12 protein-coding genes and 2 pseudogenes are annotated in these 16,872 nt (G+C 71.7%); 10 read left to right on the plus strand and 4 right to left on the minus strand.

Annotated features, from left to right (window positions below; translation table 11 throughout):
* Positions 1-15: 15 nt before the first annotated feature.
* A pseudogene (locus ACFYZE_RS25405) lies at positions 16-1,220 on the minus strand (adenosine deaminase).
* A gap of 14 nt (positions 1,221-1,234) precedes the next feature.
* On the opposite strand from ACFYZE_RS25405, the gene ACFYZE_RS25410 reads away from it, so the two are divergent.
* A complete protein-coding gene (locus ACFYZE_RS25410; RefSeq protein ID WP_388998354.1) occupies positions 1,235-2,095 on the plus strand; it encodes a DUF4190 domain-containing protein in 861 nt (286 codons plus the stop codon).
* On the opposite strand, the pseudogene ACFYZE_RS25415 reads toward ACFYZE_RS25410, so the two are convergent.
* A pseudogene (locus tag ACFYZE_RS25415) lies at positions 2,059-2,241 on the minus strand (NADAR domain-containing protein); the annotation flags it as partial. The gene ACFYZE_RS25410 and the pseudogene ACFYZE_RS25415 sit on opposite strands and share 37 nt — an antisense overlap.
* Positions 2,242-2,461: 220 nt before the next feature.
* Here ACFYZE_RS25415 and ACFYZE_RS25420 point away from each other — a divergent pair.
* The 6 genes from ACFYZE_RS25420 to ACFYZE_RS25445 all read left to right on the plus strand — a co-directional run bounded on the left by ACFYZE_RS25420 (position 2,462) and on the right by ACFYZE_RS25445 (position 9,697).
* Complete coding sequence (locus ACFYZE_RS25420) at positions 2,462-4,015, plus strand: gamma-aminobutyraldehyde dehydrogenase (protein WP_388998357.1); 1,554 nt, start codon at positions 2,462-2,464, stop codon at positions 4,013-4,015.
* A gap of 71 nt (positions 4,016-4,086) precedes the next feature.
* Entirely contained in the window at positions 4,087-5,334 is a 1,248-nt protein-coding gene (locus ACFYZE_RS25425; protein WP_388998360.1) for a spermidine/putrescine ABC transporter substrate-binding protein, read from the plus strand.
* A complete protein-coding gene (locus ACFYZE_RS25430) occupies positions 5,331-6,506 on the plus strand; it encodes an ABC transporter ATP-binding protein (RefSeq protein WP_388998363.1) in 1,176 nt (391 codons plus the stop codon). Before ACFYZE_RS25425 ends, ACFYZE_RS25430 begins: the two co-directional genes overlap by 4 nt.
* Positions 6,506-7,438, plus strand: a complete 933-nt coding sequence (locus ACFYZE_RS25435) for an ABC transporter permease (RefSeq protein ID WP_388998366.1) — start codon at positions 6,506-6,508, stop codon at positions 7,436-7,438. The genes ACFYZE_RS25430 and ACFYZE_RS25435 overlap by 1 nt, the downstream gene beginning before the upstream one ends.
* 2 nt (positions 7,439-7,440) lie before the next feature.
* The gene (locus tag ACFYZE_RS25440; RefSeq protein ID WP_388998368.1) at positions 7,441-8,241 is read left to right on the plus strand and encodes an ABC transporter permease; all 801 of its coding nucleotides are present in this window, start codon (positions 7,441-7,443) and stop codon (positions 8,239-8,241) included.
* Positions 8,242-8,278: 37 nt separating this feature from the next.
* Positions 8,279-9,697, plus strand: coding sequence for an NAD(P)/FAD-dependent oxidoreductase (locus ACFYZE_RS25445; RefSeq protein ID WP_388998371.1), 1,419 nt, complete (start codon positions 8,279-8,281; stop codon positions 9,695-9,697).
* A 16-nt stretch (positions 9,698-9,713) separates the two neighbouring features.
* Here the strand turns inward: ACFYZE_RS25445 and ACFYZE_RS25450 are convergent, their stop codons facing one another.
* A complete protein-coding gene (locus ACFYZE_RS25450; protein ID WP_388998374.1) occupies positions 9,714-10,355 on the minus strand; it encodes a phosphatase PAP2 family protein in 642 nt (213 codons plus the stop codon).
* A 105-nt stretch (positions 10,356-10,460) separates the two neighbouring features.
* Between ACFYZE_RS25450 and ACFYZE_RS25455 the strand changes: the two genes are divergently transcribed.
* Positions 10,461-10,889 (plus strand): DUF5959 family protein, encoded by a 429-nt coding sequence (locus ACFYZE_RS25455; protein WP_388998377.1) that lies wholly within the window; start codon positions 10,461-10,463, stop codon positions 10,887-10,889.
* Positions 10,890-11,249: 360 nt separating this feature from the next.
* On the opposite strand, the gene gabT is transcribed toward ACFYZE_RS25455, so the two are convergent.
* The gene (gabT, locus tag ACFYZE_RS25460) at positions 11,250-12,584 is read right to left on the minus strand and encodes a 4-aminobutyrate--2-oxoglutarate transaminase (protein WP_388998380.1); all 1,335 of its coding nucleotides are present in this window, start codon (positions 12,582-12,584) and stop codon (positions 11,250-11,252) included.
* Between the two features lie 291 nt (positions 12,585-12,875).
* On the opposite strand from gabT, the gene ACFYZE_RS25465 reads away from it, so the two are divergent.
* Positions 12,876-14,993, plus strand: coding sequence for an ATP-binding protein (locus ACFYZE_RS25465; RefSeq protein WP_388998383.1), 2,118 nt, complete (start codon positions 12,876-12,878; stop codon positions 14,991-14,993).
* A gap of 134 nt (positions 14,994-15,127) precedes the next feature.
* Positions 15,128-16,810, plus strand: coding sequence for a PucR family transcriptional regulator (locus ACFYZE_RS25470; protein ID WP_388998386.1), 1,683 nt, complete (start codon positions 15,128-15,130; stop codon positions 16,808-16,810).
* The last annotated feature ends 62 nt before the right edge of the window (positions 16,811-16,872 follow it).

Here is a 16,872-nt window from a genome sequence, read left to right on the forward strand (position 1 = left end):
GCGATGGGCCGGCCGTCAGGGCGCGAGCCAGGCGGTGGTGTACGCGTCGATCTCGGCCGACAGTGCCGCCTTGCCGGCGTCGTCGAGGAACGACGCCTCGACCGCGTTCCTGGCGAGCGCGGCCAGACCCCGCTCGTCGAGGTCGAGGAGCCGCGCGGCGACCGCGTACTCGCTGTTGAGGTCGGTGCCGAACATCGGCGGGTCGTCGGAGTTGACGGTGACGAGGACCCCGGCGCGCATGAACTCCTTGATGGGGTGCTCGTCGAGCGAGCGGACCGCGCGGGTGGCGATGTTGGAGGTCGGGCACACCTCCAGCGGGATGCGGTGCTCGGCGAGGTGGGCCAGCAGCTTCGGGTCGCGGGCGGAACTGGTGCCGTGCCCGATGCGCTCGGCCCGCAGCTCGTTCAGCGCGTCCCAGACCGTCTCGGGCCCGGTCGTCTCGCCCGCGTGCGGAACGGAGCGCAGGCCCGCCGCTATGGCCCGGTCGAAGTAGGGCTTGAACTGCGGCCGCGGTACGCCGACCTCGGGACCGCCGAGCCCGAACGAGACGAGCCCCTCGGGACGCAGCCGGTCGTCGGTGGCGAGCCGGACCGTCTCCTCGGCCGAGACGAGCCCCGCCTCGCCCGGGATGTCGAAGCACCAGCGCAGCACGGTCCCGAACTCGGCCTCTGCGGCCTTGCGGGCGTCCTCGATGGCGTCCATGAACGCGCGCTCGTCGATACCGCGGCGGGTGGACGAGTACGGGGTGATGGTCAGCTCCGCGTAGCGGACCTGCTGGCGGGCCATGTCACGGGCGACCTCGTACGTCAGCAGGCGGACGTCCTCGGGGGTGCGGATCAGGTCGACGACCGACAGGTACACCTCGATGAAGTGGGCGAAGTCCGTGAACGTGAAGTAGTCCGCCAGGGCCTCGGGGTCGGTGGGGACCTTGGAGTCGGGGTGGCGGGCGGCCAGTTCCGAGACGATGCGGGGGGAGGCGGAGCCGACGTGGTGCACGTGCAGTTCGGCCTTGGGCAGTCCGGCGATGAAGGCGTGCAGGTCGCGCACGGCGGGAGCGTCGCGGTGGTCGGTCAAGGTTCCTCCCCGGGAACGGCGTCCCGGCGCCGGGGCACGGCTCGGGCGGGACGCGGGTGATCGGCTGATCGGTGACGTGCGGGATCATCGTAGGGCGAGGGCCGCGTCGGGGAGACGCGGCCGTAGCATGACGGAACATCCGACAGAGGGGGACCCACGCATGTCCGACGACGCCCGGCGCCCGGGAACACCTCAGGACGCGGCTGCGGACGGGTGGGCCCTCCCGGGCCACGGGACGGACGGGGCGGCGGGCGGACAGGCACCGGGCGCCCCGGACGGTGGGGGCGGCCCCATACCGGGTGCGCCCGCCGACCGGCCCTTCGGAGTGCGGTTCGACAAGCCCGCCGCCGACCCGTGGGCGCCCCCCGCCGACCCCCGGGGCACCGTGGCCACCGGCGGCGGCAGCCCCTCCGTGCACCACCGGCCCACGGCAGTCCCGCCCCCGGGTCCCGCTCTGCAGGGCACCCCCCAGGGGCCCTGGGCCGGCCCGTACGCCGCTCCGGGCCCCGGCGTCGCAGCCCCCGGCACCCCCTTCGCTCCTTCGCCCGCCGTCCAGGGCGGGCCCGTGCCGCCGCCCCCCATCGGGCCCGAGGGCCCTGGGCAGGTGCCGTACGGCTATCCCCCGTACTCCGGGTATTCGGGGTACGGCGCGCCCTACGGCTCCCGGGGCGCCGGCTACGGCTGGCCCGGTATGCCGCTCCCGCCGAGCAACGGCATGGGGATCGCCTCGCTCGTGCTCGGCGTCATCTCCCTCGTCCTGTTCTGCCTCTGGCCGGTGGCCATGATCGTCGGCGTGCTCGCCGTGGTCTTCGGCATCATCACCCGCCGCAAGGTGCGCCGGGGCGAGGCGACGAACGGGGGCATGGCTCTGGCCGGCGTGATCTGCGGAGCGATCGGCCTCGTCCTGAGCGCCGTCCTGCTGATCGTCCTCCTCGCCATCCCGGACGACAGCAGCGACGGCCCGTGGACGGGCACCGACGACGGCTACTCGACCTCACTGGTGACGGGCGCCGCCGGCTGATCCACCGCAGGCCCCTGACCCGCGGCCAGCCGCTCCCGCGCCTCCATCAGCGCGAACCCCAGCAGGTTCGGCCCCCGCCACCGCTGCGGATCCGCCGCCCGTTCGTCGTCCGCCGCGAGCCCGATGCCCCACACCCGGTCCAGCGGATCTTCTCCATGCCGCCGAGTCCGGCACGCGCCACTGACATTCCGTCCCCCCTTTACGGCCGCACTCGACACCTGGTCGACAGATTCCGTCGCGTAACCAAAAGGCAACAACGGAATCACTTGTTGGCCTCCCCTCCCTCTGTCAGGATCGGCACTCACATCGAGCCGAAGCTACGCCGGCCTCCGCAGCGCACGCGGGCCGGCGGCGGAGGAGAACGACATGCAGAACCCCGGCAACGCCGGCGACGCCGACACCCGCCTGACGACGCGGGACGACGTACGGGAACGTTTCGCGGACGGTGCGCAGTACATCGCGGGCCGGCCCGCCACGGGCACCTCGGGCCGTAAGCACTCGGTGATCGATCCGTCGACCGGCACCGAGGTGTACACCTACGAACTGGCCGGCACCGACGACGTCGACCGCGCCGTGGCCGCCGCCCGCGCCGCCTTCCCCGAGTGGTCCGCGGCGACGCCGGGCGAACGCTCCGACGCGCTGCACCGTTTCGCCGCCGTCCTCGCCGACCGCGCCGAGGACGTGGCCCGCGTCGAGACGCTCCAGTGCGGCAAACCGCTCAAGCTCACGCGGGAGTTCGACGTGCCCGGCACGATCGACAACACCGCCTTCTTCGCCGGCGCCGCCCGCCACCTCCAGGGGCAGTCCGCCGGTGAGTACTCCGGCGACCACACCTCCTACGTCCGCCGCGAACCCATCGGCGTCATCGGCTCCATCGCGCCCTGGAACTACCCCCTCCAGATGGCCGCCTGGAAGATCCTCCCGGCGATCGCCGCGGGCAACACGATCGTCCTGAAACCGGCGGAGCTGACCCCGCTGACCTCCCTGCTCTTCGCGCGGGCCGCCACGTACGCCGGCATCCCGGACGGTGTCATCAACGTCGTGACCGGCACCGGCAAGGAGGCCGGCGAGCATCTGGTCGGCCACCCCGACGTGGCCATGACCTCGTTCACCGGTTCGACCACGGTCGGCAGGCGCGTCGCCGAGATCGCCACCGCGACCGTCAAGCGCCTCCACCTGGAACTCGGCGGAAAGGCCCCCTTCGTCGTGTTCGACGACGCGGACCTGGAGGCCGCCGTGCAGGGCGCGGTCGCGGGCGCCCTCATCAACACCGGCCAGGACTGCACGGCTGCCACGCGCGCATACGTGCAGCGGCCCCTGTACGAGGAGTTCGTCGCACGGACCGCCGCCCTCATGGAGACCGTCCGGCTCGGCGACCCCTTCGCCCCCGGCACCGACCTCGGTCCGCTGATCTCGCACATCCAGCGGGACCGGGTGGCCGGCTTCGTCGACCGGGCGCGTGCCTACGCGCGCGTGGTGACCGGTGGGGAGGCCCCCGAGGGCGACCTCAAGGACGGCGCCTACTATCGGCCCACCCTGATCGCCGGCGCACCCCAGGACAGTGAGATCGTCCAGTCCGAGATCTTCGGGCCCGTGCTGGTCGTCCTGCCCTTCGACAGCGACGACGACGGCATCCGGCTCGCCAACGACACCCCCTACGGCCTCGCCGCCTCCGCCTGGACCCGGGACGTCTACCGGGCGAACCGCGCGACCCGCGAGATCAGGTCCGGCTGCGTCTGGGTCAACGACCACATCCCGATCATCAGCGAGATGCCCCACGGCGGCTTCAGGGCGTCCGGGTTCGGCAAGGACATGTCCGCCTACTCCTTCGAGGAATACACGCAGATCAAGCACGTCATGTTCGACAACACGGCGGTGGCCCGCAAGGACTGGCACCGCACGATCTTCGGGGACCGCTGACAGACGGGCCGCCCGACCCGCGGCCGCACACCCTCCCGAAAGGGCACCACCTCCGAAAGGGCACCACGCGCATGGAGCAGTACGAGCCCGACCGCCTGACCCCGGCCCGAGCGGCCGCCATGCGGCGCAGTTTCCGCGGCGGCCGGGCCGCCCTGACCCGCCGTTCGCTGCTGCGCGCCTCCGCGGGCGGTGTGCTCGCCGTGGGCGGACTGGGGGCGCTGAGCGCCTGCGGCATCCCGCCGGCCGGCAAGACACAGGGCGGCACGTCCACCCAGGACTTCTCGGCGAAGGAGAAGGTCGTCAACTTCTCCAACTGGCCCGAGTACATCGACGTGGACGACAGCGGCAAGCACCACCCGACGCTCGACACGTTCGCCCGCCGGACCGGGATCAAGGTCAAGTACACCGAGGACATCAACGACAACAACGAGTTCTTCGGCAAGATCAAGCCGCAGCTCGCCGCCGGCCAGGACACCGGCCGCGACCTCATCGTCCTCACCGACTGGCTGGCCGCCCGGCTCATCCGCCTCGGCTGGGTGCAGAAACTGGACCCGTCGAACCTGCCGCACGCCTTCGCCAACCTGTCGGCCCAGTTCCGCAGCCCCGACTGGGACCCCGGCCGCGCCTACTCCTACCCCTGGCAGGGCATCGACACGGTCATCGCGTTCAACAAGAAGGCCCTCGACGGCGTCGAGGTCAGGTCGGTCTCGGACCTGCTCGACAACCCCAAGCTCAAGGGCCGCGTGGGTTTCCTGTCGGAGATGCGCGACAGCGTCGGCATGACGTTGCTCGACATGGGCAAGGACCCCGCGAAGTTCACCGACGACGACTTCGACGCGGCGATGGCGCGCCTGCAGAAGGCCGTCGACAAGGGCCAGATCCGCCGCTTCACCGGGAACGACTACACGTCCGACCTCACCAAGGGCGACCTGGCCGCCTGCGTCGCCTGGGGCGGCGACGTCGTCCAGCTCAAGGCCGACAGCCCGGACGTCGACTACGTCATCCCGGACAGCGGCTACTTGACGTCGACCGACAACCTGCTGATCCCCAACAAGGCGCGCCACAAGACCAACGCCGAGAGGCTCATCGACTTCTACTACGAGCCCGAGCAGGCCGCCGCGCTCGCCGCCTACATCAACTACGTGTCTCCCGTCGACGGCGTGAAGGACCACCTCGCGAAGATCGACAAGTCGGCGGCGAACAACCCGCTGATCATTCCCGACAAGACCATGGCCGCCAAGTCCCACGCCTTCCGTTCGCTGACGCAGAAGGAAGAGACGGCCTACGAAGCGAAGTTCGCGAAGCTCACAGGGGCGTGACGACGATGACCACCACGACAGACACCGGCGCCGACGTCCGCCTGACGGGCATCAGCAAGACCTACGGCTCCTTCACCGCCGTGCACCCGCTCGACCTGACCGTGCCCCAGGGGTCCTTCTTCGCCCTGCTCGGCGCCTCCGGCTGCGGCAAGACCACCACCCTGCGCATGATCGCCGGCCTGGAGGAACCCACGAGCGGCGCCGTCCGCCTCGGCGACCAGGACGTCACGCACCTGCCGCCGTACAAACGCCCGGTGAACACGGTCTTCCAGTCCTACGCCCTCTTCCCGCACCTGGACATCTTCGAGAACGTCGCCTTCGGCCTGCGCCGGCGCGGCATCAAGTCGGTGAAGAAGCAGGTCGAGGACATGCTGGAGCTGGTGCAGCTCGGCGAGCAGGCGCGCAAGAAGCCGCACCAGCTCTCCGGCGGGCAGCAGCAGCGCGTCGCCGTGGCCCGTGCGCTGATCAACCACCCCAAGGTGCTCCTCCTGGACGAACCGCTCGGCGCGCTCGACCTCAAGCTGCGCCGCCAGATGCAACTGGAGCTCAAGCGGATCCAGACCGAGGTCGGCATCACCTTCATCCATGTCACGCACGACCAGGAGGAGGCCATGACGATGGCCGACACGGTCGCCGTGATGAACGCGGGCCGGGTCGAGCAACTCGGCTCGCCCACCGACCTGTACGAGAACCCGCGGACGACGTTCGTCGCCAACTTCCTCGGCACCTCCAACCTGATCGAGGCCGAGGTCGACTCCAGATACGGCGAGGAGATCGTCCTCAAGGCGGGCGGCGGCAAGCTGACCCTGCCCGAGGCGCGCTGCTCCGCGCAGACGAAACCCGGCGGCAAGGTCCTGGTCGGGGTGCGCCCGGAGAAGATCTCCCTCACCCACGCCGACGACGCGGGCGAGGTCCCCGAGGGCCGCAACCGCATCTCCGGCAGGATCGCCGACGCGAGTTTCATCGGCGTCTCCACCCAGTACGTCGTCGACAGCCCGGTCTGCCCGGAGTTCGCGGTCTACGCCCAGAACATCGACCGCGACCCCCGTCTGGTGCCCGGCGCGGAAGTCGTCCTGCACTGGAGCCCGGCCCACACCTTCGGCCTCGACGCGGCTCAGGACATCGACGCCGGCGTCGGGACCGTGGAGCCGGAAGAGGGGGTGGCCGCCTGATGGCCGCCGTCACCGAGGCGCCCCCGCCCCTCGCACCCACCGCCCCCCGGCAGCAGAAGCCCCCGCGCAGACGGGGCCGCCTCACGCCGTACTGGCTGCTGCTGCCGGGCATCCTGTGGCTGCTGGTCTTCTTCGCGCTGCCGATGATCTACCAGGCGTCCACGTCGGTGCAGACCGGCTCTCTGGAGCAGGGTTACAAGGTCACCTGGCACTTCGCCACCTACTGGGACGCGCTGTCCGCGTACTGGCCGCAGTTCGTGCGGTCGGTCCTCTACGCGGCCGCCGCGACGCTGCTGTGTCTGCTCCTCGGGTACCCGCTCGCGTACCTCATCGCGTTCCGCGCGGGCCGCTGGCGGAACCTGATCATGATCCTGGTGATCGCGCCGTTCTTCACCAGCTTCCTGATCCGTACGCTCGCCTGGAAGACGATCCTCGCGGACGGCGGCCCGGTCGTCGGCGCCCTCAACACCCTGCACGTCCTGGACGTCACCAACTGGCTCGGCTGGACCTCCGGCGACCGCGTGCTCGCCACCCCGCTCGCGGTGGTGTGCGGACTGACGTACAACTTCCTGCCGTTCATGATCCTGCCGCTGTACACCTCGCTGGAGCGCATCGACCCGCGCCTGCACGAGGCGGCGGGCGATCTGTACGCCCAGCCCTTCACCACCTTCCGGAAGGTCACCTTCCCGCTGTCGATGCCAGGTGTGGTCTCCGGCACCCTGCTGACCTTCATCCCGGCGGCAGGCGACTACGTGAACGCCGACCTGCTCGGCTCCACGGACACCCGCATGGTGGGCAACGTCATCCAGACACAGTTCCTGACCGTCCTCGACTATCCGAAGGCCGCCGCCCTCTCCTTCATCCTGATGGCCGCGATCCTCGTCATGGTCACGGTCTACATCCGCAGGTCCGGCACGGAGGATCTGGTTTAAAGATGACCTTCCTCAACTGGCTCAAGCGCCATCTCGTCGTCATCGCCGGACTGCTGACGCTCGGATATCTCCTGCTTCCGAACGTCGTCGTCACGGTGTTCTCCTTCAACAAGCCGACCGGCCGCTTCAATTACGAGTGGCAGCAGTTCTCCATGGACGCCTGGAAGGATCCGTGCGGCGTCGCCGGAATGTGCGGCTCGCTGGCGGTCAGCCTCCAGATCGCCGTGTGGGCGACGCTCGGCGCCACGGTCCTCGGCACGATGATCGCCTTCGCGCTGGTCCGCTACCGCTTCCGCGCGCGCGGCGCCGTGAACTCACTGATCTTCCTGCCGATGGCGATGCCCGAGGTCGTCATGGCGGCCTCGCTGCTCACCCTGTTCCTCAACATGGGCGCATCGCTCGGCTTCTGGACCATCCTGATCGCGCACATCATGTTCTGCCTCAGCTTCGTCGTCACCGCGGTCAAGGCGCGCGTGATGTCGATGGACCCGAGGCTGGAACAGGCCGCGCAGGACCTGTACGCGGGTCCGGCGCAGACGTTCCTCAGGGTCACGCTTCCCATCGCCGCCCCCGGAATCGCCGCCGGCGCGCTGCTCGCCTTCGCGCTGTCCTTCGACGATTTCATCATCACCAATTTCAACGCGGGCGCCACCGTCACCTTCCCCATGTTCGTGTGGGGGTCGGCGCAGCGCGGAACGCCCGTCCAGATCAATGTCATCGGCACGACGATGTTCGTCGTCGCCGTCCTGTTCGTGCTGGCGTCCATGGCCGCCGGCAACCGCAGAAAGCGCCGGAAGGCATAGTCTTCCGGTCCTTGGAATTCCGTAGGGAGTTGACATCATGGCCCCGAGCGCCATGACCCGTTGGACGAAATCCCTTTCCGAAGCCCGGCCGGTCCCGTACTGGCTGGACGACCCCGCAAGGCCCCGCCCCGAGCCCGCGCTCACCGGCGCCGACACCTGCGACCTGCTGGTCGTGGGCGGCGGCTACAGCGGACTGTGGACCGCACTGATCGCCAAGGAGCGCGACCCCGCGCGGGACGTGGTGCTGGTGGAGGGCCGTGAGGTGGGCTGGGCCGCCTCCGGCCGCAACGGAGGGTTCTGCGCCGCATCCCTCACCCACGGCCTGCCCAACGGGCTTTCCCGCTGGCCGGACGAGATCCACAAGCTGCAGGAGCTGGGCGCCCGCAACCTCGACGAGATCGAGAAGGCGGTCGCCCGCCACGCGCTGGACTGCGACTTCGAGCGCTCCGGCGAGATCGACGTGGCCACCGAGACGTACCAGGCGTGGGAACTGAAGGACTGGTACGAGGAGATGGAACGCCGGGGCCTCGCCGACGGCGTCGAGTACCTGGACGCGGACGCGGTGAGGGAACAGGTCGACTCGCCGACCTTCCTGGCGGGCCTGTACGACCGCCGGGGTGTGGCCCTGGTGCACCCGGCGAAGCTCGCCTGGGGCCTCAAGCGGGCCTGCCTGCGGCTCGGCGTCCGCATCCACGAGCACACGCCCGCCCTCACCCTGAAGCCGTACGGCGCCGGCATGGCCGTCCGCACCCCGTACGGCGAGGTGCGCGCGCGGCGCGTCGCGCTCGGTACGAACGTCTTCCCGAACCTGGTGCGGCGTGTCCGCTCGTACACGATCCCGGTCTACGACTACGCGCTGATGACCGAGCCGCTCACCGCAGACCAGCTGGCCTCGATCGGCTGGAAGAACCGCCAGGGCCTCGGGGACTCGGCGAACCAGTTCCACTACTTCCGGCTCTCGGCCGACAACCGCGTCCTGTGGGGCGGCTACGACGCGATCTACCCGTACGGCGGCCGGGTGCGCGCCGAGTACGACGACCGCCCGGAGACCTACGCCAAGCTCGCCGGGCACTTCTTCACCTGCTTCCCGCAGCTGGAGGGGGTCCGCTTCACCCACGCGTGGGGCGGGGCGATCGACACCTGCTCGCGCTTCTCGGCGTTCTTCGGCACGGCCCACCAGGGGCGGGTGACGTACGCGGCCGGTTACACGGGCCTCGGCGTGGGCGCGACCCGTTTCGGCGCGGAGGTGATGCTGGACCTGCTGGCGGGGGAGCGCACGGAGCGTACGGAACTCCGGATGGTCCGCAGGAAGCCACTGCCGTTCCCGCCGGAGCCGTTCGCCTGGACGGGCATCGCGCTGACGAAGTGGTCGCTGGCGCGGGCGGACGCGCACGCGGGGCGGCGCAACCTGTGGCTGAGGACCATGGACAGACTGGGTCTGGGCTTCGACAGCTGAGGGCCTGGCGCCGGCCCTACGGCCGGTAGCCCCGGCCGAGGAACACCGCGAGGCCGGTCAGCGGCACGGCGCACAGGCACCAGCCGGCCACGACGTCCAGGGGCCAGTGATAGCCGTGGCGGACCAGGCCGAAGGCCACGCCGAGGTTGAGGGCGAGGCAGGCGAGGAGCACGCCGCGGCGGGCGTACGACGTGCGCAGCCAGGGCCACAGGACGAGGGCCGCCGAACCGTAGGCGATGGCGGCGGTGGCCGTGTGGCCGGAGGGAAAGAAGCCGGTGGCCGGGCCCATCACGGGTGGGCCCGGCCGGGCGACGAGGTCCTTGAGCGGGACGACGACCACCGGGACGACGGCCATCAGGACGGCCGCGGCGACGGACGGCAGCCACCATCGCCGCATTCCGGCGCGCCGGGCACGCCAGGCGACGCACATGAGCACCACGGCGAGGACCGGCACGGCGACGGACACGTTCCCCAGGTCGGCGAGAACCCCGGAGACCCGGTCGGGACGGACCAGGTCACCGCTCAGCCGCCGGTCGGCCCGCGCGAGCGGCCCCTGAACGACGACCTGCCAGGTGAGGAGGAGGAACAGGAGGACGGAGGCGGCCAGGACACAGGCCGGCCACCTGCGGTGGGGGGCGGGTTCTCGGGACGACGACACGTCGGACAGCTTCACACCGGCCGGCCGGGCCGCCGTGGCCGGGTCCCGCCCGGGTGTCGGTGGCGGCGGTTAGTGTGGGGCAGCACTTGAGTGGGGGAGGCTGGAATGGCCGATGCGCCGATCGACCTGATGCGCCTGGAAGGCGAGGGCAACAGCGTCGTGCTCCGGATCACGGGCGTGGAGCCTCGGAAGGATCCGGACGCGACCCGGGTACTGGCCGGGGAGTTCCTGGTGGACACCCCCTTCGTGCGGGGCAGTGTCGCCGCCCGGCTCCTGCCCGAGGACCTGCGGCAGTGGCAGCAGGCCCTGGACGCGCTGGACGCCGGTCGGGACATCGCCTGGCGTGAGGGCACACGGGGCCCCCGGCTGTTCGTCGAACGCGACGAGGACGGCGAACGGTGCCGCGTCACCGTCGAGGACGCCTCGACGTCCTTGACCACGGTGACCGTGACGGTTCCCCTGAAGGACGAGTGGTTCGACGACGCGTACCACCGCCTGGACCTCGTCTGGGAGGCCTGGCCCCTGAACGGGTGAGGCGGAACGCGGGGACGGCCGCCCCTGAACGGGTGAGGCAGAACGCGGGACGGCCGCCCCGGAACAGGGGGGGTGGTTCCGAGGCGGCCGTAGTGATCGGGGTGCCGCCCGCCCCGGGGGGTTTGGGGCGTGCGGCCGTCCGATCATGAGGAGATCCGGAGCCGAAGGCTCCTTGTGTGCGCGAGGGCACGACCAGGTCGAAGCTGGGGAGGCCCCGGCCCAGTGCCGCCCACAGTCCCCTGTGAGCGGGTGTATCTCTCATCTGGGTAGAACCTACGGCAGGGAAAACCGCTCCGACAGCCGGAATCGCGTCCCGCCATCCACCTCGCACACCTTCTTCACACCCTCTGACGTTGGCGGTCAGATGCGCGAGAAAGCCTGCTCGATGATGTCCAGGCCCTCGTTCAGCAGGTCCTGGCCGATCACCAGCGGCGGCAGGAAGCGCAGCACGTTGCCGTAGGTGCCACAGGTCAGGACCAGCAGGCCCTCCTGGTGGCAGGCCTTGGCGAGCGCCGAGGTCGCCTCCGGGTTCGGCTCCTTCGTCGTACGGTCCTTCACCAGCTCGATCGCGATCATCGCGCCGCGGCCGCGCACGTCGCCGATCACGTCGAACTTCTCGGCCATCGCCGTCAGGCGGGCCTTCATGGTCGCCTCGATCTCCTTCGCCCGGGCGTTGAGGTCGAGTTCCTTCATCGTCTCGATGGCGCCGAGCGCGCCCGCGCAGGCGACCGGGTTGCCGCCGTAGGTGCCGCCCAGACCGCCCGCGTGCGCGGCGTCCATGATCTCGGCGCGGCCGGTGACAGCCGCGAGCGGGAGGCCGCCCGCGATGCCCTTGGCGGTGGTGATCAGGTCCGGGACGATGCCCTCGTCCTCGCACGCGAACCACTGCCCGGTGCGGCAGAAGCCCGACTGGATCTCGTCGGCGACGAAGACGATGCCGTTGTCCGTGGCGAACTGGCGCAGCGCGGGCAGGAAGCCCTTCGCCGGCTCGATGAAGCCGCCCTCCCCGAGCACCGGCTCGATGATGATCGCGGCCACGTTGTCCGCGCCGACCTGCTTCGTGATCTGGTCGATGGCCTGCGCGGCGGCCTCGGGACCGCAGTGCTCCGGGCCGGTCGGCCAGCGGTAGGCGTACGCCATCGGCATCCGGTAGACCTCCGGCGCGAACGGACCGAAGCCGTGCTTGTACGGCATGTTCTTCGCCGTCAGCGCCATCGTGAGGTTCGTGCGGCCGTGGTAGCCGTGGTCGAAGACGACGACCGCCTGGCGCTTGGTGTACGCGCGGGCGATCTTGACCGCGTTCTCGACGGCCTCGGCGCCCGAGTTGAACAGCGCCGACTTCTTGGCGTGGTCACCCGGCGTGAGCTCGGCCAGCGCCTCGGCGACGGCCACATAGCCCTCGTACGGCGTGACCATGAAACAGGTGTGCGTGAAGTCCTGAAGCTGTGCCGACGCCCGGCGTACGACGGCCTCGGCGGAGGCGCCCACGGACGTCACGGCGATACCGGATCCGAAGTCGATCAGCCGGTTGCCGTCGACGTCCTCGATGATCCCGCCGCCCGCGCGCGTGGTGAAGACCGGCAGCACGGAGCCCACGCCCTGCGCTACCGCGGCGGTGCGACGGGCCTGCAGCTCGAGCGACTTCGGGCCGGGGATGGCGGTGACGACGCGGCGCTCCTGCGGAAGTGCGGTCATGGGGGCTCCCTGATGATCTTGCGTTCGGCATGTCGACGGATCGTGTCGACGAAGGTGTTTTTCGGACGCTTGCCTTCTTTTCCCGCAGGCTAAGACGGGCCGCGGAGGGTGGGCATGCTCCATGTGGGCGCCTTGCGCGCGCCCGCTTGTCCGCCGTGGACATAGCGGTGGACACCACGGAAGGGGACGCCTCACCGGACACCCGGTCGCGTATGCGGTGAACTCCCCTTGCGAGGACGTTAGATTGACTCGCTGATGGTGGACGGAGCGGCTGGTCAGGGGGCAACGGCGATGGACAGCGACGGAACGCAGGACGCACGGAGCACACGGGCCAATCCCGTGCCGCGTCCGGCGGGACCGCCCCCGGTGCCGCCCCGCCCGGCGCACGCCCCCGGGCTGCCGCCGCGGCCGGACGGCTCGGCGTTCCTGGCCTGGCTGCGGGCGCCACGGCCGCCCGCGCTGCCCGGCGTGTGGCGCTTCGGGCACCGGCCGCGCCCCGAGCAGGAACCGGAGCGGATCCCGACACGGCAGCTGCTCAGCGGAGCGCTGATCGCCTTCCTGGTCGGCTGGCTGATCTGGTCGCTGCTGTGGAACGGCTACCTCGGCGGCTGGTGGGTGGTACCGCTGGAGCTGTTCACCCCCGACTCCTGGCGGCACAGCAACGACCGCGTCGGCAACGCGGTCCTCTGGTACGGCTACTACACGGTGATCGCCCTCGCCATCATGCTCACGGTCGGCAAGCTCGGCCGCTGGGGCGAGGTCTGGCGCCGCTTCGGACCGCCCGCCTGGCGCGCCGCCGTCCCCGTGGCCGAGAAGCCCCCGGCGCCCGAGGACGACCCCGCCCGGTTCAACCAGCTCCGCGCCGCCGGGGCGCACGAGGCCGCCGACCGGCTCGCCGCCGACGCGCACGCCGGGCTGATGCGCGACGTCGACCACGCCCGCATCACCCGCGCCTGGCAGGGCGTGCTCAGCGGGCGGCACGACCTGACGACGTTCACCGGCGCGGTCCTCAAGGACGGCGCCGCCGCCTGCCCGCACCCGTCCGGGGAGCGGGACCTGCCCGCCCGGCTCGCCCGCCACGACTTGTTCACCGGTCAGGTCCGGCTCGGCACCACCGTCGACGACCCCCGCAACCCCTACGCATACCGCGGCAGCGGACTCGCCCTCGGCCCAGACCTGCTCGCCACCTCCCTGGTCGCCGTGGGGCCCGCCGGGTCGGGCAAGACCAGCTCGCTGGTGTGGCCGCTCGCCGAGTCGCTGTGCCTGCACGCGCTCACCGGGCGGGCCGCCGTCGTCGTGGTCGGGGCGGCCGGCGCCGGGCTCGGACCGGTGGACGCCTACGACGTCGTCGTACGCGTCGGACACCCCGAATCCGTCTACGACCTGGACCTGTACGGCGGGACCACCGACCCGGACGAGGCGGCGTCCGTGCTCGCCGAGGCGCTCGTCGGCGACCTCGCCGACCCGCACCCCGGCGGGGACAGCCGCCGCTCCGCCACCGTCCTCGCCCAGCTCCTCGGGCCCTTCCGGGCCGTCCACGGCCGCTTCCCGTCCGTACCGGAGCTGCGTCAGCTCCTCGACGGCGCACCCGGGCCCCTCGCCGCCCTGCGCAAGGCCCTGCAGGACACCGGACAGGACGCCCTGCTGCGCGAACTGGACGCCCGGGAGCGGCAGTCCCGGCACCCCGGCGACGTCGGCGGCGTCCTCGCCGACCGGGTCGCGCTGCTCGACCGGCCCGCCTTCGCACAGTTCTTCGACACTTCCGGGCAGACCCGGCCGTTCTCGCTGCGTGCCCTCGACCACCCGGTGCGGGTCCGCATCGACCTGCCCGAGCGCGGTCACGCCGACGCCTCGCGGATCCTCGCTCGACTGGTGCTCGCCCAGTTCACGGCCAGTGTGGCCGCCCGTGAGGACCGGTCGCTGTTCGCCTGCCTGCTCCTCGACGACGCGAGCGGGGTCGTCACGCCCGAGGCCGTCCGCGGCATCCAGCGGCTCAGGTCCGCGAACGCCGGTGCCGTCCTCACCCTGCGCACCCTGGACGACGTGCCCCGGCCGCTGCGCGGGCCCCTGCTCGGCGCCACCGGGTGCCGGATGGCGCTGTCCGGCCTCACCCCCTGGGACGGCCAGGACTTCGCCGAGGTGTGGGGCAAGGAGTGGACCGAGACCCGGGACGTCACCGACCGGCAGATCATCGCCGAGACCCCGGCGGGCAAGGCCCTGCACATGCTGCGCCGTGTGATCACCGGCCACGCGCCGACCGCGCGCGCGGTGACCGTCCGCCAGGTCGAGCGCGAGCGGTGGTCGGCCTCCGAACTGGCGCACGCCGTGCCGCCGGGGCACGCGGTGCTCTCCCTGACGAATGTGAAGGGCGAGCACGCCCCGCCGCTGCTGGTGGATCTACGGAACTGACGGGGATCAGGGCACGCGCCGACCGTACGGTGAGGCAGAATCGGCATAGGTCGTTCATACGCGGCGGCCAAAGGATCACGACGATCACACGATGATCGCAACGATCGCAGAGATCACACAGGACCGAAGGCCCCATGCCCCTCACCCTCGCCTCGCTCGTCCACCACTCCGCGCTCAAGCTGGCCGTGCGCGCGGGCGAGGACCGCCTGGACGTCCCGGTCCGCTGGGCACACGTCAGCGAACTCGCCGACCCCGTGCCCTACATGGAGGGCGGCGAACTGCTCCTGATCACCGCGCTGAAGCTGGACGCGGAGGATCCGGAGGCCATGCGCCGCTATGTGAAGCGGCTGGTGGGCGCGGGCGTGGTCGGCCTCGGTTTCGCCGTCGGCGTCAACTACGACGAGGTCCCCAAAGCCCTCGTGGACGCGGCCCGCGAGGAGGGGCTCCCGCTCCTCGAGGTGCCGCGCCGCACCCCGTTCCTCGCCATCAGCAAGGCCGTCTCCGCCGCGATCGCCGCCGACCAGTACCGGGCCGTGACCGCGGGGTTCGCCGCGCAGCGCGAGCTGACCAGGCAGGCCCTCAGCGACGGACCCGAGGGACTGCTCGCCGCGCTCGCCGCCCAGGTCGACGGCTGGGCCGCCCTGTACGACGCCTCCGGCGCCGTCGTCGCCGCCGCGCCCGAGTGGGCGGGACGGCGCGCGGCACGGCTCACCGCCGACGTCGAGCGCCTGCGGGAGCGGCCCGCGCCGGCCACCTCCGTGGTCGGCGGGTCGAACGGAGAGGCGAACGGAGAGGACCGGGTCGAACTGCACTCCCTCGGCACCGGACGGCGCCCGCGCGCCGCGCTCGCCGTGGGCACGGCCGCCCCGCTGGGCACCGCCGAGCGGTACGCCGTGCACTCGGCCATCGCCCTGCTCACCCTCACCACCGAACGCTCCCGGTCCCTGCAAGCCGCCGAGCAGCGGATCGGCGGGGCCGTGCTGCGGATGCTGCTGGCCGGGCAACCGGACCACGCCCGCGCCGTGTCCGGGGACCTGTACGGCGACCTCCTGGACGCCCCCTTCCGGGTGATCGTCGCCGAGTCGGCGTCCGCGTCGGCCGCCCGGGCGCACGCGGACGGGCACGCGCGCGTGGTGACCGCGCAGCCGACCGCCGCCGCGCTCGCTGCGGCCGACACGGACGGCGACCCCCTGGAGGGGCTCGCGGAGACCGTCGAGTCCGCCGCCGCCCGCTCCGGCGAGGCCGTGCTCGTCGTGCCGGAGGGGAAGGCCCGGCTCGTGATCCTCGCCGTCGACGGGGGCGCAGCCGTCGCCGCCTGCCAGGAGTACGCGCCGGCGGTCCAGGCGGCCCGGGCCGCCGCCCGCGAGCAGTCGGCCACCGACGAGGACGAACTGGTGGTCGGGATGTCGGCGCCTGCCGGGCCGATCGCCGCGGCAGCCGCCTACAAACAGGCCGAACAGGCGCTCTCGGTGGCCCGGCGGCGCGGCCGGGCGCTGGTCGAGCACGAGGAACTGGCGACCGGATCGGTGCTGCCGCTGCTCCAGGACGACGCCGTACGCGCCTTCGCGGACGGACTGCTGCGCGCCCTGCGCGAACACGACGCGACGGGCCGAGGCGACCTGGTCGCCTCGCTGCGGGCCTGGCTGTCCCGTCACGGCCAGTGGGACGCGGCGGCGGCCGACCTCGGCGTCCACCGCCATACGCTGCGCTACCGGATGCGCCGGGTCGAGGAGATCCTGGGCCGCTCCCTGGACGACCCGGACGTCCGGATGGAACTGTGGCTCGCGCTCAAGGCCACGGCAGCGGCGGGGGAGTGACGCCGACGCCTCTGTACGCGGCGTCCAAGCCCGGCCGGGCACTGCGACTGCCCGGACAAACG

Origin of the sequence: Streptomyces sp. NPDC001796, from assembly GCF_042892355.1 — a bacterium.
Classification (GTDB): Bacteria; Actinomycetota; Actinomycetes; order Streptomycetales; family Streptomycetaceae; genus Streptomyces.